Annotated in this window: 20 protein-coding genes; 12 read left to right on the forward strand and 8 right to left on the reverse strand. The window is 63.5% G+C overall.

Annotated features, from left to right (window positions below; all coding sequences use genetic code 11):
* Nucleotides 1-34: 34 nt before the first annotated feature.
* The gene (locus NKG60_RS19795) at nt 35-616 is read right to left on the reverse strand and encodes an LPS assembly lipoprotein LptE (protein ID WP_352489176.1); all 582 of its coding nucleotides are present in this window, start codon (nt 614-616) and stop codon (nt 35-37) included.
* Nucleotides 603-3227, reverse strand: coding sequence for a leucine--tRNA ligase (gene leuS / locus NKG60_RS19800; RefSeq protein ID WP_352669476.1), 2625 nt, complete (start codon nt 3225-3227; stop codon nt 603-605). The genes NKG60_RS19795 and leuS overlap by 14 nt, the downstream gene beginning before the upstream one ends.
* A 146-nt stretch (nt 3228-3373) precedes the next feature.
* Here leuS and NKG60_RS19805 point away from each other — a divergent pair, with 146 nt between their 5' ends.
* Both NKG60_RS19805 and NKG60_RS19810 read left to right on the forward strand, forming a co-directional pair.
* Complete coding sequence (locus NKG60_RS19805) at nt 3374-4036, forward strand: YggS family pyridoxal phosphate-dependent enzyme (RefSeq protein WP_352669478.1); 663 nt, start codon at nt 3374-3376, stop codon at nt 4034-4036.
* Between the two features lie 109 nt (nt 4037-4145).
* Entirely contained in the window at nt 4146-5195 is a 1050-nt protein-coding gene (locus NKG60_RS19810) for an aldo/keto reductase (protein WP_352669481.1), read from the forward strand.
* A gap of 59 nt (nt 5196-5254) precedes the next feature.
* Here the strand turns inward: NKG60_RS19810 and NKG60_RS19815 are convergent, their stop codons facing one another.
* Nucleotides 5255-6163 carry a LysR family transcriptional regulator gene (locus tag NKG60_RS19815; RefSeq protein ID WP_352669483.1) on the reverse strand — a complete coding sequence of 303 codons (909 nt, stop codon included), beginning with the start codon at nt 6161-6163 and terminating at the stop codon, nt 5255-5257.
* A gap of 137 nt (nt 6164-6300) precedes the next feature.
* On the opposite strand from NKG60_RS19815, the gene NKG60_RS19820 reads away from it, so the two are divergent.
* Nucleotides 6301-7482, forward strand: a complete 1182-nt coding sequence (locus NKG60_RS19820) for an MFS transporter (protein WP_352669486.1) — start codon at nt 6301-6303, stop codon at nt 7480-7482.
* A gap of 55 nt (nt 7483-7537) precedes the next feature.
* Complete coding sequence (locus NKG60_RS19825; RefSeq protein ID WP_352669489.1) at nt 7538-8572, forward strand: aldo/keto reductase; 1035 nt, start codon at nt 7538-7540, stop codon at nt 8570-8572.
* Between the two features lie 46 nt (nt 8573-8618).
* Here the strand turns inward: NKG60_RS19825 and NKG60_RS19830 are convergent, their stop codons facing one another.
* Nucleotides 8619-8891: an usg protein gene (locus tag NKG60_RS19830; protein WP_023719720.1), complete on the reverse strand. Its 273-nt coding sequence runs from the start codon at nt 8889-8891 to the stop codon at nt 8619-8621.
* Between the two features lie 304 nt (nt 8892-9195).
* Here NKG60_RS19830 and acs point away from each other — a divergent pair, with 304 nt between their 5' ends.
* A complete protein-coding gene (acs, locus tag NKG60_RS19835; RefSeq protein ID WP_352669490.1) occupies nt 9196-11151 on the forward strand; it encodes an acetate--CoA ligase in 1956 nt (651 codons plus the stop codon).
* A complete protein-coding gene (locus tag NKG60_RS19840; RefSeq protein ID WP_352669492.1) occupies nt 11151-11894 on the forward strand; it encodes an MOSC domain-containing protein in 744 nt (247 codons plus the stop codon). Before acs ends, NKG60_RS19840 begins: the two co-directional genes overlap by 1 nt.
* Here the strand turns inward: NKG60_RS19840 and NKG60_RS19845 are convergent, their stop codons facing one another.
* From NKG60_RS19845 to NKG60_RS19855, 3 genes are all read right to left on the reverse strand, one after another.
* Complete coding sequence (locus tag NKG60_RS19845; RefSeq protein WP_352669495.1) at nt 11895-13163, reverse strand: class I SAM-dependent methyltransferase; 1269 nt, start codon at nt 13161-13163, stop codon at nt 11895-11897.
* A gap of 388 nt (nt 13164-13551) precedes the next feature.
* The gene (locus NKG60_RS19850) at nt 13552-14913 is read right to left on the reverse strand and encodes a pilus assembly protein TadG-related protein (protein ID WP_352669497.1); all 1362 of its coding nucleotides are present in this window, start codon (nt 14911-14913) and stop codon (nt 13552-13554) included.
* Between the two features lie 328 nt (nt 14914-15241).
* Entirely contained in the window at nt 15242-16111 is an 870-nt protein-coding gene (locus tag NKG60_RS19855) for a transglutaminase-like domain-containing protein (protein ID WP_352669500.1), read from the reverse strand.
* Between the two features lie 178 nt (nt 16112-16289).
* Here NKG60_RS19855 and NKG60_RS19860 point away from each other — a divergent pair, with 178 nt between their 5' ends.
* Complete coding sequence (locus NKG60_RS19860) at nt 16290-16961, forward strand: HAD-IA family hydrolase (protein ID WP_352669502.1); 672 nt, start codon at nt 16290-16292, stop codon at nt 16959-16961.
* 18 nt (nt 16962-16979) lie between these two features.
* Here NKG60_RS19860 and NKG60_RS19865 read toward each other — a convergent pair whose 3' ends face one another.
* Nucleotides 16980-17192, reverse strand: coding sequence for a DUF1674 domain-containing protein (locus tag NKG60_RS19865; RefSeq protein ID WP_352669505.1), 213 nt, complete (start codon nt 17190-17192; stop codon nt 16980-16982).
* 116 nt (nt 17193-17308) lie between these two features.
* On the opposite strand from NKG60_RS19865, the gene htpX reads away from it, so the two are divergent.
* The 5 genes from htpX (at nt 17309) to purH (ending at nt 23590) form a co-directional block, all read left to right on the forward strand.
* Nucleotides 17309-18325 carry a zinc metalloprotease HtpX gene (htpX, locus tag NKG60_RS19870; RefSeq protein WP_352669508.1) on the forward strand — a complete coding sequence of 339 codons (1017 nt, stop codon included), beginning with the start codon at nt 17309-17311 and terminating at the stop codon, nt 18323-18325.
* Between the two features lie 8 nt (nt 18326-18333).
* Nucleotides 18334-18651, forward strand: coding sequence for a hypothetical protein (locus NKG60_RS19875; protein ID WP_352669510.1), 318 nt, complete (start codon nt 18334-18336; stop codon nt 18649-18651).
* A complete protein-coding gene (locus tag NKG60_RS19880) occupies nt 18648-19994 on the forward strand; it encodes an RsmB/NOP family class I SAM-dependent RNA methyltransferase (protein WP_352669512.1) in 1347 nt (448 codons plus the stop codon). The genes NKG60_RS19875 and NKG60_RS19880 overlap by 4 nt, the downstream gene beginning before the upstream one ends.
* 146 nt (nt 19995-20140) lie before the next feature.
* Nucleotides 20141-21907: a heparinase II/III family protein gene (locus tag NKG60_RS19885; protein WP_352975373.1), complete on the forward strand. Its 1767-nt coding sequence runs from the start codon at nt 20141-20143 to the stop codon at nt 21905-21907.
* Nucleotides 21908-21973: 66 nt separating this feature from the next.
* Nucleotides 21974-23590, forward strand: coding sequence for a bifunctional phosphoribosylaminoimidazolecarboxamide formyltransferase/IMP cyclohydrolase (purH, locus tag NKG60_RS19890; protein ID WP_352865606.1), 1617 nt, complete (start codon nt 21974-21976; stop codon nt 23588-23590).
* The last annotated feature ends 104 nt before the right edge of the window (nt 23591-23694 follow it).

A 23694-nucleotide genomic window follows, 5' to 3' on the forward strand; every position in this document is an offset into this window, starting at 1 on the left:
GGCCTTTTTTGCAGATTGCGCACTCTGGAAAGACCTAGCTTGCCGCCGGCTTGCCGTGCTTGATCAGATCCTGGGCGATCGACAGCCGCAGCACATCTGCCAGCTCGCGCGCCGCACGGTTCTCGGCGTCGATCTGCGCCCGGTATGACGCGAATTCCTGGCGCGGCCTGTCGTATGACGACGGAATCGAGCGCTTGCCCCTCGCTATGACCGTGCCCGTCTTGGCATCGCTGAGCACATAGTTAGCGGTCAGCGTCACAGTGCCGGCGGTCGGCTCGTCCTCGTCGGTCGTGACCTGCTCGATTGCCGCCGATTCGACGAGTTCGGAGACGCCGAGATCAAGCGAATAGACCGGCGAAGCCGGCTCGCCGGCGCCCTGGCCGAGCGCGAAGATCAAATTGTTGCGGACCTGCTGGGCGTAGCGGGTCTTGACCGGCTTGACCGAGATCGATGCCAGCTCGGCAGCAGCGCCGACCTGCGAGCCGGCGACCAGCGGCGCGCTCGAATAGAGCGGCCGCACCGTGCAGGCGGAAACCAGCGCCACCGACGCGAGCAGCCCGCAAAGCACGACACGGCGCAGCGTCAGCTCTGTCTTTCGCGGCTCAGGCAACGACATTGACGATCCTCTGTGGCACGATGATCACCTTGCGCGGCGCCTTACCTTCGAGCGCTCTCTGCACGAAGTCGAGAGCCAGAACCGCTTTTTCGACCGCACCTTGGTCCGCGTCGCGGGCAATTGTCAAATCGCCGCGCTTCTTGCCGTTGACCTGCACCGGAAGCACGATCTCGGCGTCGACGACAAGCGAGGGATCGTAGTTCGGCCAGGGCCGTTCGGCGACAAGATCGGTGCCGCCGAGCGTCTGCCAGCACTCTTCGGCCAGATGCGGCATGACCGGCGCGATCAGGTGCACCAGGATCTCAACGGCCTCGCGGCACGCCGCTTGCAGCGCCGGACCGGCCTTGCCCTCTGCCGCCTCGTTGAGCGGCACGGTCAAGGCATTGGCGAGCTCGTAGATGCGGGCGATGGCGCGGTTGAAGGCGAGCTTTTCGATATCCTCACCGACCGACTTCAGTATCTTGTGCGCGGCCTTGGATACTGTCCCGGCCTCGCCGTCCTTCGCCGCAGCTGGCCGGACTCCGGCGAGCGATTCGGCAGCCGTCGACACCAGCCGCCAGATGCGCTGGATGAAGCGATGCGCGCCGGCCGCACCCTCGTCGGTCCATTCGACATCGCGCTCGGGCGGCGAGTCCGACAGCATGAACCAGCGCGCCGTATCGGCGCCGTAGCCGTCGGTGATCTCTTCCGGACTCACCGTATTCTTCTTCGACTTCGACATTTTTTCGAGCGGACCGATCCCCGCCTCTTCGCCAGTGGCGATTTCGAAGGCGCGGCGCTTGCCGTCGGCGTCTTCCAGCCTGACCTCGCTTGGCGCAAGCCAGCGGCCGTTCGAGGCGCCGCCAACCCGATAGGTCTCGTGCACCACCATGCCTTGCGTGAACAGGCCCCTGAACGGCTCGGCGAGATCGACATGGCCGGTCTCGCGCATGGCGCGGGTGAAAAAGCGCGAATAGAGCAAATGCAGGATCGCATGCTCAATGCCGCCAATATACTGGTCGACCGGCAGCCATTCAGTCGCGGCCTTGGGATCGGTCGGATCGTTTGCCCAGGGCGCGGTGAAGCGCGCGAAATACCACGAAGAATCGACAAATGTGTCCATCGTGTCGGTTTCGCGCCGCGCATCCTTGCCGCAGCGCGGGCATTTGACGTGCCGCCATGTCGGATGGCGGTCGAGCGGATTGCCCGGCCGGTCGAACTCGATATCGTCCGGCAGCTTGACCGGCAGGTCGGCTTTCGGCACCGGCACCACGCCGCAATCCTCGCAATGGATCATCGGGATCGGGCAGCCCCAATAGCGCTGGCGCGAAATGCCCCAGTCGCGCAGGCGGAAGTTCACCTTGCGCTCGGCCATCGGCCGGTTGCCGATGGTCCTTTGTTCCAGCAGCTTCGCCACCTCGTCGAATGCCTGATCCGGCTTCATGCCGTCGAGGAAGCGCGAATTGATCATCGCGCCATCATCGACATAAGCCTCGTCGATGACCTGGAAGCTTCCTTGATTCTCGCCTTCCGGCATCACCACCGGAATGACCGGAAGGCCGTATCTGTTGGCGAAGTCGAGGTCGCGCTGGTCATGTGCCGGACAGCCGAAGATGGCGCCTGTGCCATAGTCCATCAGCACGAAATTGGCGACGTAGACAGGCAGCGTCCACCTCTCGTCGAACGGATGGACGACGCGAATGCCGGTATCGAAACCCTTCTTCTCGGCCGTCTCCAAGGCCGCCGCCGAAGTGCCCATATGGCGGACCTCGTCGATGAACTTTGCCAGCGCCGGATTGTCTTCGGCGGCCTTTTTGGCCAGCGGATGATCGGCCGCAATCGCCATGAAGGAGGCGCCGAAGATGGTGTCGGGCCTGGTCGTGTAGACTTCAAGTTCATGCTCGCCGGCGACTGGCTCGGCCAGCGGCCAGCGGATCAGCAGCCCTTCTGAACGGCCGATCCAGTTCGCCTGCATCAGCTTCACTTTTTCCGGCCAGTCGTCGAGTTGATCGAGCGAATCCAGCAGGTCCTGCGCGTAGTCGGTGATCTTGAAGAACCACTGCGTCAGCTCGCGCTGTTCCACCAGCGCGCCCGAGCGCCAGCCGCGTCCGTCGATGACCTGCTCGTTGGCAAGCACCGTCATGTCCTCCGGATCCCAGTTGACCTTGGAGGATTTGCGCGTCACCAGCCCCTTCTCGACGAAATCGAGGAACAGCATCTGCTGGCGGTGATAGTAGTCGACATCGCAGGTGGCGAACTCGCGCGCCCAATCGAGCGACAGGCCCATGACCTTGAGCTGCTCGCGCATGGCGGCAATGTTCTGATAGGTCCAGTCCTTGGGATGAACCTTGTTCTGCATCGCCGCGTTTTCGGCTGGCATGCCAAAGGCATCCCAGCCCATCGGGTGCAGCACGTTGAACCCCTTGGCCCGCTTGTAGCGTGCCACCACGTCGCCCATCGTATAGTTGCGGGTATGGCCTATATGGATGCGCCCCGACGGATAGGGGAACATCTCCAGCACGTAGTATTTCGGGCGCGGGTCGTCATTGTCGGCTTCGAACAGCTTCTTGGCGTCCCAGGCCTTCTGCCATTTGGGCTCTGACGCGCGCGGATTGTATCGTTCGGTTGCCATCGGGTGTTTTTCACTTAAAAGCATGCACGAGCCGCCGGACAATGCCCGGGCGGCTCAGGAAATGTCGTCGCGGTGTTCACCATGGATTGCCGGACCCGTCAACTGCGGCGATCCGGCGAAAAGCCAAACACAGGCAGGATATAGGCATGGCGAGCGCCGTCGAACAGCTTTTCACGGTCAAGGCAAGGATCGCTGCCGCCGAACGCGAGGCAGGACGCGAGGCCGGAGCGGTGACGCTGGTCGCGGTCTCGAAGACCTTCGATACAACCGATATCCGCCCCGTCATCGAGGTCGGCCAGCGCGTCTTCGGCGAAAACCGCGTCCAGGAAGCACAAGCCAAATGGCCGGTGCTGAAGGAGGCGTTTCCCGACATCGAGCTGCATCTGATCGGTCCGCTGCAATCGAACAAGGCAAGGGAGGCGGTGGCGCTGTTCGACGTCATCGAAACCGTCGATCGCGAAAAGATTGCCGCAGAGCTGGCCAAGGAGATCGCCAGGCAAGGCCGGTCACCAAGGTTGTATGTCCAGGTCAACACGGGCTCCGAGCCGCAAAAGGCCGGCATCGAGCCGCGCGAGGCTGTCGCCTTCGTCGCCCGCTGCCGCGATGTCCATGGCCTCGCCGTCGAGGGGCTGATGTGCATTCCGCCGGCCGACGAGAACCCCGGGCCGCATTTCGCGCTGCTGGAAAAGCTTGGGCTTGAGGCCGGCGTCGACAAGCTCTCCATGGGCATGTCCAGCGACTACGAAACCGCGATCGCCTTCGGCGCGACCAGTGTCAGGGTTGGATCGGCGATTTTCGGCGCCAGATGAGGCGCAGCCGGCCTTAGGCCACAGACTGACATTGACTAAGCCAACTTATAGAAACGGAACGTTTCGTTCCTATATGGGTCGAGTTATTCTCAACCCGTCTGGAGCCACCATGCGTTACAATCAACTTGGAAATACGGGGATGTTCGTCTCCGAACTTTGCCTCGGCACGATGACGTTCGGCGCGGGCGGCGAGAATGCCCAATGGGGCCTGATCGCCAGCCTCGACCAGAAGGGCGTCGACGAGATCGTTGCCCGCTCGCTCGTCGCCGGTGTCAATTTCTTCGACACGGCGGATGTTTATTCATTCGGCGCCTCGGAACGGCTTCTCGGCCAGTCGCTCAGGAACCTTGGCGTCAACCGGCAGGACGTGATCATCGCCACCAAGGTTCATGGCACCATGGGCGGCGGCCCGAACCAGCGCAGTTCCTCGCGCGGCCACATCATGGATTCGGTCGAAGGCAGCCTCGAACGGCTGCAGCTGGACCATATCGATCTTTACCAGCTGCACGGCACCGACACGGTGACGCCGATCGACGAGACGCTGCGGGCGCTCGACGACCTGGTTGCCGCCGGCAAGGTCCGCTATGTCGGCGTCTCGAACTGGCAGGCCTGGCGCATCGCCAAGGCGCTGGGTATTGCCGAGCGCAGAGGCTTTGCCCGCTTCGAGACCGTGCAGTCGTATTATTCGATCGCCGGCCGCGATCTCGAGCGCGAGATCGTGCCGCTGCTCAACGAGGAGAAGCTCGGGCTGATGGTCTGGTCGCCGATGGCAGGCGGCTTGCTCTCCGGCAAATACGGACCGGGTGCCCCCGGCAATGGCGAGGGCCGCCGCGCCAGCTTCAATTTCCCGCCGGTCAATGAGGACCGTGCCTGGGCAGCGGTCGCCGTCATGCGCGAGATCGCCGCCAAGCACGGCGTCAGCGTCGCCACGGTGGCGCTCGGCTATGTCCTGGCCAAGCCATTCATGATGAGCGTGATTATCGGCGCCAGCCGCATGGAGCAGCTTGAACAGAACCTTTCAGCCACCGAGTTGCAGCTCGATGCCGATGATCTTGTTCGCCTCGACGAAGTCAGTGCCCTGCCCGCCGAATACCCCGGCTGGATGCTGGAACGTCAGGCGGCCGGCCGGCGTCCGGCGCCCTTTGTGCCGAAAACGTAACTCAATCTCACCTTCGATTCGATGCTTCGGGAGCCGGCAGGCTCCCGATTTTTTTGGGCTCAGGTCAGCCGGACAGTCTCGACCAAAAAGTCCAAAAACGCCCGCACCCGCGCCGGCAGATGCTTGCCTTGGCCGACATAGACCGCGTGGGTGAGTTCCTCGTCGCCGGGGTTGAACTCTTCCAGCAGCGGCAACAGCCGGCCGGCGGCAATGTCGGCCTCCACGTGCCAGCGTGCCAGCCGGGCGATGCCCACCCCTGAGAGCGCCATCAGCCGCATCGCCTCGCCGTCGCTGACCAGCGTATTTCCGATGATCGACAGGGTGATCGGCTTGCCGGCCGCGTCGATAAAAGGCCAGCCCTCGAGGTGACGTACGAAACGGAAGCCCATCCGGTTGTGACGATCGAGATCGGCGGGCTCCTTGGGCGTGCCACGCGCTTCGAGATACGATGGCGCTGCAACGACGACCACCCGGCTCTGCCCGAGCTTGCGCGCCACCAGCCGTGATTCACCGAGCGGCCCGGCGCGGATGGCGACGTCAGCGCGCTCCTCCATCAGGTCGATGACATCGTCGGTCAACACCAGATCGACCGAGATTTCGGGGTAGCGCTCTAGGAAACGCGGCAAAAGCGGGATCAGCCGATGTTGCCCGAAAGGCACGTAGCTGTTGATCCGCAGCCGGCCACGCGGCGCGGCACCCGCCGCTGCCTCGCGCTCGGCCGCTGCCATGTCGGCCAGGATGCGCACGCCGCTGTCGAAGAACGCCGCGCCCTCTGGCGTCAGTTGCAGCTTACGCGTCGAACGGCTGACCAGCCGCGCGCCAAGCCGCGCCTCCAGCCGCGCGATCAGCTTGCTCACCGCCGACGGCGTCATCCGCAACGCACGGGCAGCGGCTGAAAAGCTGCCCGCCTCGACGACGCGGACGAACACTTCGATCTCGCCGGAGCGATTGATGTCGGGCCTAGCCATTGGTGAATCTATTTCACAGACGATGTGCCCGATGCAAGGCTGGTTCACAGCACATCGCGGCACGATCTTCGGCATCGGCGCGTGGGAGGACACGGCGCCCGTCGTCAAAATTGGTCGTCATCGAAGTGGGAACCGCCATGCCCCTTGCTCTTTACGCTCTTGCCGCCGGTGCCTTCGGTATCGGCGTCACCGAATTCGTCATCATGGGCCTGCTGCTCGACGTCAGCACCGATCTCGGCGTCTCGATCTCAGCTGCCGGCCAGCTGATTTCCGGCTATGCGCTCGGCGTTGTCATCGGCGCGCCGCTGCTGACGATCGCAACCGGCCGCTGGCCGCGCAAAATCGTGCTTCTGGCGCTGATGGCAATCTTCACGCTTGGCAATCTCGCCTGTGCGCTTGCCCCAGACTACTGGACGCTGATGGGTGCGCGCGTGCTGACCGCCTTCGCCCACGGCACCTTCTTCGGCGTTGGTTCGGTCGTGGCGACCGGGCTGGTGGCGCCCAACAAGAAAGCTTCGGCGATCGCCCTGATGTTCACCGGCCTGACCATCGCCAACATCCTCGGCGTGCCCTTCGGCACATGGCTCGGCCAGGCCTTCGGCTGGCGCGCGACCTTCTGGGCGGTGACCCTGGTCGGCATCGCCGCCTTCGCCATCATTCTCCTGCTGGTGCCGCGCAGTCGAACAGAGCCTGAGAAGAGCAATTTGCGCGCCGATCTCGCCGTGCTCGGCCGCACGCCCGTCCTGCTTGGCTTCGCCACCACCGTGCTTGGCTATGCCGGCGTCTTTGCCGTCTTCACCTACATCGCCCCGTTGCTGACCGAGATCACCGGTTTTGACGAAGCAGCGGTGTCGCCGATCCTGCTGGTCTTCGGCGGCGGCCTCATCGCCGGCAACCTCGCCGGCGGCAAGTTCGCCGACCGCTGGCTGGTACCTTCCGTTCTCGGCAGTCTCGTCGTGCTGGCGCTGGTGCTCGGCACCATGACCTTCGCCCTGCACAGCCAGGTCATGGCCGTCATCTATGTCGGTCTGCTCGGCGCTGCCGCGTTCGCCACCGTGGCGCCGCTGCAGATGTGGGTACTGGAAAAGGCACAAGGCGCCGGCCAGAGCCTAGCTTCATCCTTCAACATCGCCGCCTTCAACCTCGCCAATGCGGCCGGCGCCTGGCTCGGCGGCTTGGTCATCGCCCATGGTCCCGGCCTCGGTGCCGTCACCTGGGTCGCGGCCCTGTTGCCGCTTTCAGCGCTTGCCGTGGCAGCGTTTGCGCTACGCCTCGACCGAGATCCCGTCCTCGCCACACCGGAAATCGCGCGGTCATAGAACGGCAACCTCAACCAATCTTTGAAACAGCCATCCTTCCACAAGGAGCAAACCCATGGATTATCGAAATCTTGGCGCATCGGGCCTGAAGGTCCCGGCGCTCTCGTTCGGCGCTGGAACCTTCGGCGGTTCGGGCCCGCTGTTCGGCGCCTGGGGCAACAGCGATGCGACCGAAGCGCGGCGGCTGGTCGACATCTGTCTTGAGGCCGGCGTCAACCTGTTCGACACTGCCGATGTCTATTCGAATGGCGCTTCCGAACAAGTGCTCGGCGCTGCCATCAAGGGCCGCCGCGACGCCGTGCTGATCTCGACCAAGACCTCGCTGCCGATGGGCGACGGTCCCAACGATGCCGGCTCTTCGCGTTCACGCCTGATCAAGGCCGTCGAAGACGCGCTGAGGCGTCTTGGCACCGACTACATCGACCTGCTGCAACTGCACGCTTTCGACGCCGCAACACCGATCGAGGAGGCGCTGTCGACGCTGGACAGTCTCGTGCGCGCCGGCAAGCTGCGTTATGTCGGCGTCTCCAATTTTTCCGGCTGGCAAGTGATGAAGTCGCTCGGCCTGGCGGACAGATACGGCTATCCCCGATACGTCGCCCATCAGGTCTATTACTCGCTGGTCGGACGCGATTATGAATGGGAGTTGATGCCGCTCGGCCTCGACCAGGGTGTCGGTGCGCTGGTGTGGAGCCCGCTCGGCTGGGGCCGCCTGACCGGCAAGATCCGCCGTGGCCAGAAGCTGCCTGAGAAAAGCCGGCTGCATGACACCGCAAGCTTCGGACCGCCCGTCGAGGATGAGCATCTCTATCGGGTGATCGACGCGCTTGATGTTGTCGCCGAGGAAACCGGCAAGACCATACCGCAGATCGCCATCAATTGGCTGCTGCAGCGGCCGACCGTCGCCTCCGTCATCATCGGCGCGCGCAACGAGGAGCAGTTGCGCCAGAATCTCGGCGCCGTCGGCTGGTCCTTGACAGCCGGGCAGATGAAGAAGCTCGACACGGCAAGTGAGGTCACCGCACCCTACCCGTATTTTCCCTACCGCCGGCAGGAGGGGTTTGCCCGGCTGAGCCCGCCTGCAGTCTGACGCTCCAAAAGCTGGGGCGGCGGCTCCCAGCCTGCCACCCGCCCGGCTAATGCAGCACGAACTCGCCGTCGACCTTGCGCCATTCGTTCGGCGCGATCAGCTTCTGGTGCGTGTAGCTGACCGAATGCAGCGGGCCTTCGAGCTTGGCCTGCCAGAACTCGATGAAGCGGATCAGCACCGGAAATTTCGGGGCGATGTCGTAATCCTGCCAGATGAAGCTCTGCAGCAGATGCGGATGATCGGGAAAGTGATAAAGAATCTTGGCCGTGGTCAAGCCATAGCCCTTGAGCATCAGGTCCATTTCGGAATGGTCGCGCATTGCGGTCCCCTGGTTGATTCTCCTTCCTCCCAGCCTGAAATTGTGCACCCCATTTGCTTAATCGTCTATTGGTATTTCTGCGATCGAATCAGATTCCTCCCGCAAAAACATGTGCTTAGCAGCCACCTCACGAGAGTGCTGACACCGCCTGGCAAGGCACCTGCGGCATCCCGCCGCGCGAATCCAACGTCTAATGTTGCCGTCGCGGCCGAACTGTTAATAATGCGCGCGAATTCGCGGCCGCATCGCTGCGATCCTGCCGGCGGTCAAGCCGGCGGTTTGGTTTTGGGGAGGAAGGCGAAGAATGTCCGATGTTCATGTCCATCGCGTCCAGCCGGCGTGGAAGAAGAACGCGCTGATTGACAATGACACCTACCTGAAATGGTACGCCGACAGCGTCAAGAGCCCGGACAGGTTCTGGGGCAAGCACGGCAAGCGCATCGACTGGTTCAAGCCGTACAGCAAGGTCAAGAACACGTCCTTCGACGGCAAGGTCTCGATCAAATGGTTCGAGGATGGCCAGACCAACGTTTCCTGGAACTGCATCGACCGGCATCTGAAGAAGCGCGGCGAACAGACCGCTATCATCTGGGAAGGCGACAATCCCTACGACGATAGGAAGATCACCTATAACGAACTTCACGCGCATGTCTGCCGCCTCGCTAATGTGATGAAGAAGCACGGCGTCAAGAAGGGCGACCGCGTCACCATCTACATGCCGATGATCCCGGAGGCCGCTTATGCGATGCTCGCCTGCACGCGCATCGGCGCCATTCATTCGGTCGTCTTCGGCGGCTTTTCGCCGGACGCGCTGGCCGGACGCATCGACGACTGCAAGTCGACCTTCGTCATCACCGCCGACGAAGGCCTGCGCGGCGGCAAGTCGATCCCGTTGAAGGACAACACCGACAAGGCGATCGAGATCGCCGCCAAGGCTGGAACGAAAGTCGAAAAGGTCTTGGTAGTACGCCGCACCGGCGGCAAGACCGGCTGGGCCGCCGGGCGCGACGTCTGGTACCATGACGAGGTCGCGACGGTTAAGGCCGAATGCAAGCCCGAGAAGATGAACGCCGAGGACCCGCTGTTCATCCTCTACACATCCGGCTCGACCGGCAAGCCGAAGGGCGTGCTGCACACCACGGCCGGCTATCTCGTTTATGTCTCGATGACCCACCAATATGTCTTCGACTATCATGACGGCGATATCTACTGGTGCACCGCCGATGTCGGCTGGGTCACCGGCCACAGCTACATCGTCTACGGGCCGCTGGCCAACGGCGCAACCACGCTGATGTTCGAAGGCGTGCCGAACTACCCCTCGCAGTCGCGGTTCTGGGACGTGATCGACAAGCACAAGGTCAACATCTTCTACACCGCGCCGACGGCGCTGCGCGCGCTGATGGGTGCCGGCGATGCCCATGTCACCAAAACGTCGCGCAAGTCGCTGCGCGTGCTCGGCACCGTCGGCGAGCCGATCAATCCGGAAGCCTGGGAGTGGTATTTCAACGTCGTCGGCAACGGCAAGGTGCCGATCGTCGACACCTGGTGGCAGACCGAGACCGGCGGCATCATGATCACGCCGGTTCCGGGCGCCACCCACCTCAAGGCGGGTTCGGCGACGCGGCCCTTCTTTGGCGTCAAGCCGCAGCTGGTCGATGCCGACGGCAAGGTGCTGGAAGGCGAAGCCAGCGGCAATCTTTGTATTGCCGACTCATGGCCGGGCCAGATGCGCACCGTCTATGGCGATCACGACCGCTTCGTGCAGACCTATTTCTCGACCTACAGGGGCAGGTACTTCACCGGCGACGGCTGCCGCCGCGATGCTGACGGCTACTACTGGATCACCGGCCGCGTCGACGACGTCATCAACGTCTCCGGCCACCGCATGGGCACCGCCGAGGTCGAATCGGCGCTGGTTTCGCATGAGAAGGTCTCGGAGGCCGCCGTCGTCGGCTACCCGCACGATATCAAGGGCCAGGGCATTTACTGCTATGTCACGCTGATGGCCGGCGAGACGCCAAGCGAGGAACTGCGCCAGGAGCTCGTCGCCCATGTCCGCAAGGAGATCGGCGCCATCGCTTCGCCCGACAAGATCCAGTTCGCGGCCGGCCTGCCGAAGACGCGTTCCGGCAAGATCATGCGGCGCATCCTGCGCAAGATCGCCGAGGACGATTTTGCCACGCTCGGCGACACCTCGACGCTGGCCGATCCGGCGGTCGTCGACGACCTGATCGCCAACCGGCAGAACAAGAAGGGCTGATGCAACCCGCATTGGGCGCCGTCACCGCGCTTTGCCGCTATCCCGCGAGCTCGCTCGCCGGCGAGTTTCAGGAGGCGATCTCCGTGGACTGGCATACCGTCGAAGGCGACCGGCTGTTTGGCCTTGTCGATACCTTGACCGACGAAATCGCACGGCCCGACCGCGAAGCGAAATGGCACAAAGTGCCCCGCATCCGCACCCGGCTGTCGCAGGCCGGCAGACTGGAGGTCGCCATCCCGGACGGACGCTGGCTTTCGGCACCTGGCGCGCAAAGTGATCGCGCCATTTCCGCCTATCTCGGCTTTGCGGCTTCCATCCGGCCGTTCCGCCGGGAAAATGCGGCTCCGGATTACGCCGGCCCCCTGCTGATGGAACGCTACGTCAAAGCCCCTATTCATCTACTGACCACCGCCTCACTGGCGCGTTTGAAAGTGCTGCATCCAAAGGGCACGGCCGACCCGCGCCGCTTCCGCCCCAACATCGTCGTCGACATGGCGGCGGTCGAGGGATCGTTCCCGGAAACGGAATGGATCGGCCGCAAGCTGGCGATCGGCGATCTGCTGCTGACCATCTCCGAACCATGCCGCCGCTGCGGTTTCACCATCATCGCCCAGGACGGCTTCGACCACGATCCGGCAATCCTGCGCAGCCTGGTCCGCCACAATGCGCATAATATGGGCGTCTACTGCACCGTCGACCGACCGGCCCGCGTCGAGATCGGCGCCGCGATGCGCCTCCTGTAGCTATCGGTACAAATCCGCCCGCGTCGGCGGCAGGCCGCTCGGCCCACGCGCGCGCCTGGTGGCGACGGTCTGGAAAACCTGTGCCGATGCACGTTCGAAGGTAATCGAGCAGCCGGTGAGATAAAGTAGCCAGAGCCGCGCCTTGGCTTCGCCGACCTCGGCGATGGCTTCGTCAAAGCGTGCGTGGAGGCGCTCGGCCCACAGCCTGCAAGTGCGCGCATAGTGCTCGCGCAAGTTTTCGACGTCGTAGACGAGGAAGCCGTGCGCCTCGAGATTGCCGAGCGTCATGCCGATCGTATCGAGTTCGCCGCCCGGAAAAATGTATTTGATCAGCGCCTTGAATTCCGGCCCCTTGCGCAGCGTCTTCTTTATGTTGCCCTTGTCGCGCCGGGTGATGGCGTGGTGCAGATAGATGCCGCCGGGCTTGAGCAGGCGATGGATCCTCGAGAAATAGGCCGCATGGTTGGCAAGCCCCAGATGCTCGAACATGCCGATCGACGAGATCTTGTCGAAGGAGCCGGACAGCTCGGCATAGGACTTGATCTCGATGGTGATGCGGTCCTCCAGCCCCTCTGCGCGGATGCGCTCGCGGGCGAGCTCGGTCTGTGCCTCCGACAGCGAAACGCCGTGGCCGACGACGCCATAATTCTTCACCGCGTGGATGAGCATCGCTCCCCAGCCGCAGCCGATGTCGAGCAATCTGTCGCCGGGCTTCAGCCGAAGCTTGCGGCAGATATGGTCGAGCTTGTCTCTCTGCGCCTGATCGATATCGTTGGCAAAATCCTTGAAGTAGCCGCAGCTATAGACCATGCGCTCGTCGAGGAAGAGCCGGTAGAATGCGTTGGAAATGTCGTAGTGATGCTGGATCGCCTCCTTGCTCGAACCGCTGACGTAAGGATTGCGGCCGGAAAGATCGGTTCGCGCGGTCATCTGTTTTCGCGAAAACAGCACCGCCGGCAGGTCGCGCAGGATCGCCAGCTTCGGCAATGTCTTGAGCTTTGTCCTGAGCTTGCCGTGCGTGGGCAAGGCGTAGAAATCGAACAGCGATCCGTCTTCGACGTCGACCGCCTTGGCAATCCACATCTCGATCAGCGTCGATAAAGAAGGGCGGCGTACGATCTGCCAGACGATGTCCTGGTCATTGATAGTCAGCACCGGGCCGGTAGCCGGGCCGATCCGCTCGCCTGTCCACAGCCTCACCGCAAAACCCGGCTTAAGCGTCTCGATGACCGTCCGAACAATCCGGGCCGCTCTCTCGGCTGCCTCCATCCCCGTCCTCCCTTACCCGGCAAAATAGTGACCCGGAACAATAGCGGCTCGATCTTGCCTGCCCGATCGGCCGGCCGCAAGCTGCCTGAGTGCGCAAGCACGCTTGTTCAGGATTTTCGAGTGCCGCGCCTTGCCATTTGCCGGGTGACACCCCATCATGAGCGAGTGTTCAACAAATCGAAAGGAGGTGATCCGATGTCGAGTGATTTCGTTTTCCAGAACGTGGCCTCAGCGGATCGCACTTTCGGGAAGCAGTCTTCCCGTTAAGGCGCGAGATGCGCGGCTGGCGACCAGGGTCGCCGCCAGGAGCCGCGCCATGGACGGAAACACGGAAGGCCGCCGGCTTCGCGAGAAGCGGCGGCCTTTTCCTTTTTGGGCTGTTTGTCCTCTATTTGGTTACGGTCAACATCTCGACGTTGCGCACTATATCCTGGAAAGCCTGGTTGAGTTCCGTTCCATTGGCCGCCTGATAAAAGTGCTTGATCTTGGCGGTGTCCGGGCTCGCGCAATCCTGGAGCGTCGCCTTGGCATTCGTTTCGTTTAGGTCAAACCCAATGGTGAAGACCTCGATGCCCTTGTCGCGCATGGCAGCGCAAAGTGTCTTGGCTGCCGTGCGAGTCGGCTCCTTGCCGGCGTCATTGTAGACGTCGCTCACCGTGCTCGCATCGAAGTAGGACAGGTTGAATTCGCCATCGGTCATCAGGATCGCGATCTTGGCAACCTTCTTTGGATCCATCTTGGCCGGCCGTTCCGAGGCTTTCATCACACTGCCCCAGTTCTCCGAAAGCATGTACCAGCTCCACTGCACGCCGATATGGCCGGCAGTGCCGCCCGATGCGACAAAGGTCTTGATGACGTTCTTGAGCGCCGTGGCGTCCGCCGTCAGCGGTTTCAACGCGGCGGCAGGGCAGGCAGCCGTGCCGGTCTGCCAGGCGAAGGATGACAGCAGGTAGTCGCGATTGATCATGCTGACGTCGGGGCCCGCATCCGAATACTGATAGGTCCCCTTGCGCTCGGTGGCACAATTGTCCGGACGCACAAAGCCGGAGACATACTGCACGGCGCCATTGCCGGGCGCCTGTTTGCGTTGACTGGCGGTGGTTTCCACATAGACGCTGCTGGCGGCAATTGTACCGGCATTCACCGAATTGGCATAAGGCACGATAGCAACCCGCACACGTGGCTTGGAGGGGTCCTGGCCGCCCAGGAAGCTGTCGACAGCATTCGCTGCGGCCGTCCGCAGATCGATGATTTTCTGGCCGGCCATCGACCCGGTCACGTCGAGCATCATCGCGACTTCGACCTGCTTGTCCGAATAGAGCGCCGTCGTCGATGCGGGGACGCGTTGCATGCCACTCGTGCCGAAAAGCGGGAAATAGTAGTTGACATTGACATGGACGTCCGCCTGGACCGTGTTGGCGGTTCGGTCGACGGTCAATTTGTCGAGGACGATCTGGTCGTCCTGCAGGATACCCGCCGTGCTGTTGGCATCGAGAAAGGCCTGCACCGATTTGCTGGCGTCGGCCTCGCTGATGACGCCGGTTGTCAGGTCGCGGGCCGTCGAGGTGACCGCTGCATCGACGACGCCCTGCAAGCTCGACTTTACATTGTAGAGTTGGGACATGTTGACGGCAAAGCCGACACTCAGTGCCAGCACTGAGCCGATTATCCCAAACAGCACCGCGAAATTTCCGCTGCGATCCCCGGCAAAGTCGCCGATCGCTTGAACAAGCCTCCCGAAACGCCGCATTCCTACCGCCTCCATTCGCTACAGCCTGCAGCTGTCCGAACGCGCATTGCAGGAATCCGGCCGGATAGCGCCGCCAGGCGAGGGAAGGTAGGCGGCTACCTCTCAGGCCATTGTTTCCAAACGGTTTCGAGCGGTGACAAGGTAAACAGCTGGTAAACGAAAGCCGCGTCGGCGCGGCTTTGTTCACAAAGCGCTTACCAAGATTCGGGCTCGCAATTCGAGACGGCTGGACTGCGTCCCAATCCGGTACAGACGAGATGTATCGAACAGGATCAGTGCTACCGCGGTGGCGGCAGGTGGAAATCCGGACTTCGAATGTGTCCGAAGATCAGGCCAGCATCCGTGCGCTGACGGTCTTGTCGACGCCACGATAAGGCGGCTTGAACAGATTGCCTTCCTGCTCGTGCGTCCAGACCTTGAACAGGCTGAGCCGATGCGGGCCGAAACTGTGGAGCAGCGGCACGTCGGTGGCGTCGCGGCCGCGCGCGATGACGACGCGGCCGATCCTCGGCACATTGTGGCGAGGATCGAAAGTGTACCATCTGCCGTCGAGGAACACTTCCACCCACGCCGAGAAATCCATCGGCGCCGGATCGGCGGGCACGCCGATATCGCCGAGATAGCCGTTGACGTAGCGGGCGGGGATATTCATGCAGCGGCAGAGCGTGATCGCCAGATGGGCAAAGTCGCGGCAGACGCCGACGCGCTCCTCATGCGCTTGCGCCGCCGTGCGGGTCGAGCGCGCATAGCCGTAGCCGAAGGACAGCCGGTTATGGACATAGTCGACGATCGCCTGCACCCGCGCCCAGCCGGGCGGAAGCTGGCCGAAAAGTTGCCAGGCCAGGTCGCCGAGATGGTCGGTCTCGCAGTAACGGCTGCCGAGCAGATAGCCGAGCACATCGTCCGGCAATTCGGCGACCGGGACTTCCCTGGCCAGCGTGTTGACCTCGTCCGGCTCGCCGCTGTCCTCGACCACCGCGTCATAGAGGATGCGAAAGCTTCCGGCTGGCGCCGTGAAGCGGCGGCAGCTATTGCCGAAAAGATCGTGGTAGACCCTGGTCGGGACCGACGGCGACGTCAGTACGCGCGTCTGCCGCTTGATATCGGCCTGGCGATCCCGATGGATCTCGAGCAGCGAAACAATCGGCGTGGCTGCAGCGCATTCAATGGCAATTTCATAGCCGAGCCTGATCAGCATCGCCGTCCCCCTACGATCGTCATGGAAGATAGTGCTGGTCAACGCAGGAGAGTGTGCGGCGGTTCCTTGCGAACGTCGAAAACGACGCCTCGCGGCTTCCCATACGGACGCGGCAACGTTACGCTCGATCGACACGCGTCTTCGAAATAATCCCTCCAAGATGACCCCGGGAAAACCGATGTTTGCAGGCAGAAAATTCGCCGCCTTCCTGTTCGATATGGACGGCACGATTCTCAATTCGATTGCCGCGGCGGAAAGGGTCTGGGCAGCTTGGGCGCATCGGCAAGGTCTTGACGTCGCCGCATTCCTGCCGACCATCCACGGCGTGCGGGCGATCGAGACCATCGGCCGGCTGGCGCTCCCGGGCGTCGATCCTGCGCGTGAAGCCGAATCGCTTTTGCAGGCCGAGGCGGCCGATGTCGAGGGCATTCGCCCGATTGCCGGCGCCGCGGCCTTCCTGGCGTCGCTGCCGCCCGGAAGCTGGGCGATCGCCACTTCGGCACCGCGCGAGCTGGCCCTGCTGCGCCTGCAGGCCGCCGGTATTCCGGCTCCCGCCGTGATCGTTGCGGCGGAGGACGTATCGCGCGGCAAGCCGGCGCCCGACTGCTTCCGGCTGGCGGCCGAGCGGCTCGGCGTCGATGTGCGCGACTGCCTCGTCTTCGAGGACGCACCGGCCGGCATAGCGGCAGCCGAAGCCGCGGGCGCTGCGGTCGTGGTGATCAGCGCCACGCACCGGCATACGTTGGAGACGCCGCATGCCGCCATCACCGGCTATGACGCGATCGGCATCGCCGTCGATGCCAGCGGCTGGATAGCCATCGAAGCGGAACGGACCGCACAGCCTGCGTAGTTTGGCACCCTGCCTGGGCTAAAAGTCGCTGGTCAGGCCCTTGACCTCCCAGTCGCCGTAGCGGCCGGGCTCCTTGCCGCCGCGCCCGCCGATCTCCCTCGGCAGCGTGGCTTCCTGCTCGCGATATTTGTCCCGCCGGGCCTCGGCCTCGGCCAAGGCGCGCCTGGCTGCCGGGGTCAGCAGCTTTTGCGGCGAGCCGTTAGCATGCGTTTGGCTGGTTTTGTCGATCATGCGATCTTCCGCTAGATTGAAACAGGCCCCGATTGAAACGGGAACCGCTGTTTCCCATCATATAGCGATGGGCCCACAAGGATCGACCCCTTTGTTGGGCCAGAACGGAGCAGACGATGAACACCCTTCGCACCGCCATGCTATTGGCCGCAATGACGGCCCTGTTCATGGGTGTCGGCTATCTGGTCGGCGGATCCGGCGGCATGATAATTGCCTTGCTGATCGCCGCCGGCACCAATTTGTTCAGCTATTGGAACGCCGACAAGATGGTGCTGTCGATGCACCGTGCGATCGAGGTCGACGAACGCAACGCGCCTGAATATTACGCCATCGTGAAGGGTCTGGCGCAACGCGCCGGCCTGCCGATGCCAAGAACCTATCTCATCGACAATCCGCAGCCCAATGCCTTCGCCACCGGCCGCAATCCGCAAAATGCCGCTGTCGCCGCCAGCACCGGCCTGCTCGAGCGGCTGTCGCATGAAGAAGTCGCGGCGGTGATGGCGCACGAGCTCGCTCATGTGCAGCACCGCGATACGCTGACCATGACGATCGTCGCCACCTTCGCGGGCGCAATTTCGATGCTCGGCAATTTCGCCTTCTTTTTCGGCGGCAACCGCGAAAACAACAATTCCTTTGGCATCGTCGGCGTGCTGGTGGCGATGATCGTCGCGCCGCTGGCCGCCATGATCGTGCAGATGGCGGTGAGCCGCACCCGCGAATACGAGGCCGACCGGCGCGGTGCCGAAATCTGTGGACACCCGCTGTGGCTCGCCTCGGCACTTGACAAGATCGCGCGGGGCGCCGAACGCATCCGCAACCCCGATGCCGAGCGCAATCCGGCAACCGCCCATCTCTTCATCATCAATCCTCTTTCCGGCGAGCGCATGGACAGTTTGTTTTCCACTCACCCGAGCACAGAAAACCGCATTGCCGCATTGCAGAGGATGGCGAGCGAGATGGCCGGCGCACCCGAAGCGGCCGAGGCACCAAGGCCGGCGCCGGAAGGGACCGGGCAGCAGCCGTCGGGCCCGTGGGACAGGGCCGCGCGGCCCGAGAGGCCGGCTGAGCCGGCCAAGCCGAGGCCCAATCCCTGGGGACGCAATCCGACCGGACCCAAGGGTCCTTGGTCGTGAGCGGAGCCATGGACAGCAATTGCGAGATCTCGCTGGCGGAAATCCGCGATCTCTGTGCGAGGCACTGGAACCCCATCGGCATACCGATGGCGAACCTGGCACCATCGAGCGAGCCGCGATTCCGCCGCCCGCTGCCTGCCGACGAATATGATACCTATCTTCTCCATGTCATCCGACTTGTCGGCGATGGTGCATCTCCGAGCCAAGTCGCGGATTACCTCAGCACTGTGGAGAACGAGTACATCCAACTGACTTCTCCCCGAGGAAGCAAAGACGATTTTGTCAGCGCCGTCTTTGGACTGGCCAAACGAACATCGACACTGTGAAGCCGCTTCCAAGCCAAGTTTCAGAGGTTGTCGGCCTCCCCGCGCGCAAGGCAGCCGCGCGCCTGCTTACCGCCGTCATTGACGCGAAAACGCCGCTCGATGGGCTGACCGACCACGAGAACGGCCATCCGCAATACAAGGCGCTCGACCTGCGCGACCGCGCCCTGGTGCGCGCCATTCTGGTCACCGCCCTGCGCTACCGCATGACCATATCAGGCCTTTTGGCCCGCCGCCTGGAAAAGCCGCTGCCGCCCAATGCCACGGCGCTTTCGCATATCTTGCATGTGGCGGCAGCGCAGATCCTGTTCCTCGATGTTCCCGACAGCGCTGCCGTCGACCTCGCCGTCACGCACGCCAAGTCCGATCCGCGGACGGCGCGCTTTTCCGGCCTCGTCAACGGCGTGCTGCGCACGCTGGCGCGGGCCAAGCAGGACGAGCTCGCGGCCGCACTTGCCGCAACCGACGAGGCGCCAAAATGGTTTTCCGACCGTTTGAAAATGGTCTACGGCCTCGACAAAGCCAGGCAGATACAGCTCGCCCATCGCCATGAGGCGCCGGTCGATTTCTCGGTCAAGTCGGACCCGGCGCTGTGGGCCGAACGGCTCGGCGGCTTTGTCTTGCCGACCGGCACGGTGCGGGTGGAAAAGCTCAGCGCTTCCGTGACCGAACTGCCCGGTTTCGCGGAAGGCGCCTGGTGGGTTCAGGACGCGGCGGCCAGCCTGCCGGCCCGGCTGTTCGGCGACATCAATGGTTTGCGAATCGCCGACCTCTGTGCCGCGCCGGGCGGCAAGACCGCCCAGCTGATCCTCGCCGGCGCCCATGTCACCGCGCTCGACATGTCCAAAACGCGGCTGGCACGGTTGACGCAGAACCTTGAACGGCTCGGTCTGGCCGCCGAGATCGTCCAGGCCGATCTGCTCAAATACGAGCCGAAAGACCGCTTCGACGCCGTCCTCCTCGACGCACCTTGCTCTTCGACCGGCACGGTGCGGCGGCATCCCGACGTCCCCTGGACGAAGACGGCGGCCGACGTCGAAAAACTGGCCGACCTGCAACGCCGGCTGCTTGCCCGCGCCGTCACCCTGGTCAAGCCTGGCGGTCGCATCGTCTTTTCCAACTGTTCGCTCGATCCGCTGGAAGGCGAAGAGCTCCATCGCGACTTTCTCGCCGGCAATGCGGAGATTGTCGACGACCCACTTCGGCCGGGTGAGATCGCCGGCATCGACCCGTTCCTGACGCCGCAAGGCACGTTGCGCACCACGCCTGCCGATCTGGAGTTAGGCTCGCCGGGCCGCTCCGGGCTGGACGGCTTCTTTGCCGCCCGCATGCGCAGAGCCGGCTAAGGGCCGATCTTGAAGCGCCGTCCGGCTTCTTGGGGCGAGGAGGCATGGAAAACCGGCTGAACGGCCCCACTGCCGCGGAATTCGCCTTCGCACAAGTTCTTGAATCATATAAACTTGTGCTTGGGTGAGGACGATCAGGAGGGGTTTTGGCAATCGCTGCCGGTAACACGACGCGTCTGTGGACGCTTGTCGCGAGGGAGTTCTGGCGCAAGACGCGCCGGCGCTTGCGCGCCGGGCCACTCTATCGCTGGCGTTACTCCGGCCGCACGCCGGAGCGCGTCCTGATTGCCCCGCCGGACCTGCGCCTCGCCGATCCTCAGATCGCGCTCGAGATCTATTACGGCCGCTATCCGCTTTCGGGGCATCTGGTCGAGACCGGTGGCAAATCGCCCTTCCAGATCGACGTGCCCAATCCCGGCTGGCAAAAAACGCTGCATGGCTTTCGCTGGCTGCGCCATATGCGTGCCGCGGGTACCGAGCTCGCCGCCGCCAACGCGCGGGCGTTGGTTTCCGACTGGATTGCAATCCATGGCAGCTATATTTCCGGCGTCGCCTGGGAGCCGGGCACGACGGCCAAGCGTGTCATTGCCTGGCTGCAGCATTCCTCGATCGTGTTGCAGGGCGCCGAATTTCCGTTCTACCGCGGGTTCCTGAAGTCGCTCGCCGTCCAGATCCGCTATCTGCGCGCCATGGTGCGCGAGATGCCGGATGGCAAGGACAGGCTGCGCGCGCGCATTGCGCTGGCCTTTGCCGCTTTGTCGCTGCCGGCGCCGGCCTCGGCACTGCGCGGTGCCACACGCAATCTCGCCGAGGAGCTCGACCGCCAGATCCTGCCTGACGGCGGCCATATCTCGCGCAATCCGATGACCGTGCTTGAAATCCTCGCCGACCTTCTGCCGTTGCGCCAGACCTACGCCAATCAGGCCGAGACGCCGCCGGCCGCCCTGATCGGCGCCATCGACCGGATGCTGCCGGCACTGCGCTTCTTTCGCCATCAGGATGGCAGCCTTGCCCGCTTCAACGGCATGGGCGCCACTATTCACGACCGTATCGCCAGCATCCTGCATCACGACGACACCGCCGGCGCACCGTTGCTGCACGCGCCGCATTCGGGTTACGAGCGCCTGTCGATGGGCGGTGCCACTGTGATCGCCGATACCGGCCCGCCGCCGCCCGTCGACGTGTCCAATGCCGCTCACGCCGGATGCCTCGCCTTCGAATTGTCGTCGGGCCGCCAGCACTATATCGTCAACGCCGGAATAGACACTTACGGCGCCGCCGAGTTCCGGCCGCTTGCCCGCGCCACCGCCGCCCACTCGACCGCCACCATCAACGACACCTCATCGGCGCGCTTCAACCATTCCTTGCGCGTCAACGACCTGCTCGGCACGCCTTTGATCGGCGGGCCGCAACATGTGCCTTGCAAGCGTACCGACCAGAAGGGCAGCCAGGGCTTCATCGCCCGCCATGACGGCTATGTGGCGCGCTTCGGCTTTCTGCATGAGCGCGAGCTGAAATTATCGACCGAAGGCAATGTGCTTGCCGGCAGGGACCGCTTCCTGCGCCCGGGCGGCGCTTCTATCCGCAACAATGGCCGTGATTTCGTCACGGTGCGTTTCCATGTCCATCCCGATATTAACCTGCTCCAGGATGAGCATGACCGTCTGGTGCTGGCCGCCGACCATGCCGACACTTGGGTGTTTACCTCTACCGAAGTGGCGCCCGAGGTCGAGGAATCGATCTATTTCGCCGGACTCGGCGGCCCACGCCGCAGCCGCCAGATCGTGCTTGCCTTCAAGGCCTCGGAAATTTCCGAGGTCCACTGGCAATTGACGCGCACCATCATCGCCGGCCGTCCGGAAAAAGCTGAAGCCGGTGGCAACGGCAGACACTGGTCAAGCCTTGCGGCTTGATTTCCGGGCCTCATATGCTACGGCCCGCGGACGCTCTCCAACCAGAACTGGAAAGGCCGCCAGCCCATGGCCGTCGCCGCCAAGAACATTCCCGCGCCCGACCTTGTTCCCATCCGTCGCGCGCTGCTCTCCGTCTTCGACAAGACCGGCCTGATCGATTTCGCCAGGGCGCTGGCTTCGGCCGGCGTCGAGCTGGTTTCGACCGGCGGCACCGCAAGGGCCCTTGCCGAGGCAGGCATGGCGGTGCGCGACGTGTCCGAGCTCACCGGCTTTCCCGAGATCATGGACGGCCGCGTCAAGACGCTGCACCCGTCGGTGCACGGCGCACTACTTGGCGTGCGCGACGATCCCGAGCACGCCGCGGCGATGCGCGACCATGGCATCGAGCCGATCGATCTCGTCATTTCCAATCTTTATCCGTTCGAAGAGGTGCGTCGCTCCCGCGCCGACTACGCGGCGATCGTCGAGAACATCGACATCGGCGGCCCGGCGATGATCCGTGCCTCGGCCAAGAACCACGCCTATGTCGGCATCGTCACCGACCCCGATGACTATGCCTCGGTGCTCAACGCGCTGGAGATGAATTTCGGGTCGTTGTCGCTGGATTTCCGCAAGAAGCTGGCAGCCAAGGCCTTTGCCCGCACCGCCACCTACGATGCGGCGATCTCGGGATGGTTTGCCGAGGCGCTTGAGATCGAGCATCCGACATGGCGCGCCTTCGGCGGCAAGCTGCAATCGGTGATGCGCTACGGCGAAAACCCGCATCAGGGCGCCGGCTTCTATGTCAATGGCGACAGGCGGCCGGGCGTCGCCACGGCGCGCCAGCTTCAGGGCAAGCAGCTTTCCTACAACAACATCAACGATACCGACGCTGCCTTCGAGCTGGTCGGCGAATTCGATCCGGCCCGCTCCGCAGCAGTTGCCATCATCAAGCACGCCAACCCGTGCGGCGTCGCCGAGGACGCTTCGCTGCAGGCGGCTTATGCCAAGGCGCTGGCCTGCGACCCGGTCTCGGCCTTCGGCGGAATCGTCGCCATGAACCGCATCCTCGATGCCGGAACCGCCGAAGAGATCGTCAAAACCTTTACCGAAGTGATCATCGCACCGGAGGCGTCCGAAGAAGCAGTCCGCATCATTGCCGCCAAGAAGAATCTACGCCTGCTGGTCACCGGCGGCCTGCCCGACCCGCGCGCCGCGGGCCTCGGCTTGAAATCGGTTGCTGGCGGCTTGCTGGTCCAGGGCCGCGACAATGGGGTGGTAGATGACCTCGACCTGAAAGTGGTGACCAGGCGCGCTCCGACGCCGGCCGAATTGGCCGATCTGAAATTCGCCTTTCGCGTAGCAAAGCACGTCAAGTCGAACGCCATCGTCTATGCCAGGGACGGCGCCACGGTCGGCATCGGCGCCGGCCAGATGAGCCGGGTCGATTCCTCGCGCATCGCCGCGCGCAAGGCGCTCGACGCCGCCGAGGCTGCCGGTCTGACGGAGCCTTTGACCAAGGGATCGGTCGTCGCCTCGGATGCCTTCTTCCCGTTCGCGGATGGGCTTTTGTCGGCAATCGAAGCCGGCGCTACCGCCGTCATCCAGCCCGGCGGCTCGATGCGCGACGACGATGTCATCGCCGCCGCCGACGCTCACGGCATTGCCATGGTCTTCACCGGAGTGAGGCACTTCCGGCATTGAACTCCCTCCCTTCCCCTTGCTATCGGATTCACACATTTTGCAGATTGAGTTTGGTTCCGTACTTGATGGCGTGGAATTCGGCGAGGCCGATGCGCATGACCTTG

The sequence above is a fragment of the Mesorhizobium sp. M1428 genome (assembly GCF_040317515.1).
Lineage (GTDB): Bacteria > Pseudomonadota > Alphaproteobacteria > Rhizobiales > Rhizobiaceae > Mesorhizobium.